The organism is Novosphingobium sp. AP12 (assembly GCF_000281975.1).
In the GTDB taxonomy this organism is placed as follows: domain Bacteria; phylum Pseudomonadota; class Alphaproteobacteria; order Sphingomonadales; family Sphingomonadaceae; genus Novosphingobium.
Genome location: NZ_AKKE01000080.1, coordinates 1 through 2,421, shown reverse-complemented (window position 1 = coordinate 2,421; position 2,421 = coordinate 1). Strand labels below are relative to the sequence as shown.

General features: G+C 64.1%; 4 protein-coding genes. All 4 read right to left on the bottom strand.

Annotation, left to right across the window (positions count from 1 at the left end):
• Positions 1-365, bottom strand: a 365-nt coding sequence (locus PMI02_RS13675; protein ID WP_007683593.1) for an Ada metal-binding domain-containing protein, incomplete at its 3' end; no start/stop codon positions are given.
• Positions 366-497: 132 nt separating this feature from the next.
• Complete coding sequence (locus PMI02_RS13670) at positions 498-1,184, bottom strand: flavin reductase family protein (protein WP_007683591.1); 687 nt, start codon at positions 1,182-1,184, stop codon at positions 498-500.
• A gap of 214 nt (positions 1,185-1,398) precedes the next feature.
• Complete coding sequence (locus tag PMI02_RS13665) at positions 1,399-1,803, bottom strand: cupin domain-containing protein (protein WP_007683589.1); 405 nt, start codon at positions 1,801-1,803, stop codon at positions 1,399-1,401.
• Between the two features lie 100 nt (positions 1,804-1,903).
• Positions 1,904-2,386, bottom strand: coding sequence for a flavodoxin (locus tag PMI02_RS13660; protein ID WP_007683587.1), 483 nt, complete (start codon positions 2,384-2,386; stop codon positions 1,904-1,906).
• Positions 2,387-2,421: the final 35 nt, after the last annotated feature.

Genomic DNA, 2,421 nt, shown 5'->3' with positions numbered 1-2,421 from the left:
TGGAAATAGCCGGGGCTGAGCGCGAGCGCCTGTGCAAGATCGGTCAGGGACGGCGCGGTCTCGCTCGTCTCGATCATGCGGCACGCCCGCGTGACGATCCCGGCGTTCACCACCTCAGCCGCCGGCCCGTCAGGCTTGCACCGCTTGCAGGGCCGGAAACCGGTCCGCTGCGCACTTTCGAGCGTATCGTGGATCGTGACGTTGCCGGGATTGCAGCCGCGCGAGGGGCATGAGGGTCGACAGTAGATGCCTGTCGTGTCGACCGTGTACCAGAATGCACCGTCAGCGCTCTTGTCCCGGGCAACGACGCGTGCCCAGCGGGGATCGGCGAGGGTTGTTGCTGCCTTCTTGTCTTGGCTGTTCATGACTCTGTCCTCTAGAATGCACGTACAGAGCTAATCCCGGCCGCGGCTATCGGCACTCCGACTCTTGCTCTGGAATCAGATGCTACCAAAAGCGGCGCCCTCGGTCGGATCAGACCGAGGGCGCGCGCAGTGTTAGCCAACGGCGGCGAGTATATCCTCCCGCGCGCGATCGATGTCGGGCATGTGGTAGCTCTTCTCTTCGATCTCGGCGAGGCGCGATGGGGCGGCCTCGATGTTGGACACGCCGTAGAGCTTCTGGAAGTTCATGATCAGCGGCTGCCACTTCCCCGGATCGATCCGGTTTTCATGCCCGTCCATCAGCAGGTCCGGATGGACGTGCACGCGGGTGATGCGCACCTCGAAGGCCGAGATCAGGCCCGCTACCTGCGGATCGTCCGCCATCATGTCATGGCGCTCCGCCAGGACGGCTTCGAGCTGGATCGGGCATTCCAACACGCGAGGGGCAGCCACGGTCTCGGAGGCGACCTGGGTAAGGCCGGCCACCTCGAACTTGCGGGGCTCATATGCATAGCCGAGGCGCTGTTTCATGTCCTTGGTGCCGGTCAGGCGCGCCAGCTTGTTCACCGCGTCGACCTGCTCGACAGTCGCCAAGTTCAGGACGCATTCTCCGGTGCGGATCATGTTCTGCGGCGTTTGCGAGGCGGTCTGCAGGCCCAGCATGGCGCGCCAACCAAGCCACCAAGCCGAGGACATGGGGGCGACATTAGCGGTCCCATCCTCGTTCAGCGTGGTGATCAGCACGACCGGCGTGCCAAGGTAGAGGATCGACGGTTCGATGGCGATGTGGGGTGCGATCATGGCATTGGCTCCGTGAATGATGACGAAGCCTCTGATGCAGCCGATCAACGGGATGCGAACTCCGCTTCCTGCTTTGGAATCGACGTATCAAGCCGATGAACTGAGTTCGCTACGTTGGACTGGGAACGGGCCAACTCACGACATTCCTGAATCTGGTCCTTATCCCGAGTTTAGCAAAGCAGCCGATCCGGCCGAGGCTGGCCTACGCCCGAGTTCAGTCACTGAGGTCGGCCAAGTAATCTTCGTCTGCGACGGGCTCCATCCAGGTCACCGCCGTCCCGTCCAGCACCTCGGCGACCGCGATATGCGTCATTGCGGTCGTTGCGGTGGCGCCATGCCAATGGCGGCGCTGACACGGACACCAGACGATGTCGCCGGCGCGGATCTCGGCCTTCGGGCCGCCCTCGCACTGAGTCCAGCCGACACCTTGGGTGACGATCAGCGTCTGCCCAAGCGGATGCGTGTGCCAGTTGGTCCGGGCGCCCGGCTCGAACGTGACAGTGGCACCGGCGGCGCGGGCGGGGGCTTCGGCCGAGAAGGGGCCGTCGATGCGCACGGTGCCGGTGAAATAGTCGGCGGGGCCGGCCTTGCTGGCAGTGCCGTTGCGAGTGATTTTCATGATAGTTCCTTTCGGGCAGGATGCCCGGGGTGTGAGAACAAGGCTTTGCAGAAATGTCCGGCACACGGACCGAGCGATCCGCGCGCTTGCGACGGCCGCTTCACGCCGGGATGCCGCCAAGCCATTGCTTGATCTGGTTGAGCGTTCGCCGTTCCTGGTCGGCTTCCATCACGAAGGGCGGCGCGATCCGGGCTTCCCGGGCGTGGCTGGCAAGCACCGAAGGGCTTCTGCCGACACCATACCCGCCATGCGTGATGAACGGGCGCAGCATCTTGCCGCGCAGATCGTGCGCGGTAAGGAACGACCGGATCGGCGGCGGGGCGGTCTCGCCCCAGACGGGGAAGCCGAGGAAGATCTCGTCATACGCCGCAATGTCGGCGACCCCAGCCGCCAAAGGTGGCTCGTAGCCACTGTCGCGTTCGCGCGTCGCCAGGGCGACATGCTCCTCATAGTCTTCCGGGTAAGGCTTAGCCGGCCTGATCTCGAACAGCGTTGCGCCGAGCTGACGATGTAGCGTTTCGGCGATTACCCGTGTGTTGCCCGATCGCGTCAGATAGGCGACGAGCGTCTTCGATCCGGTCATCGTGCGCGATCCTTGTTAGCGTCCGCGCTCGTGGT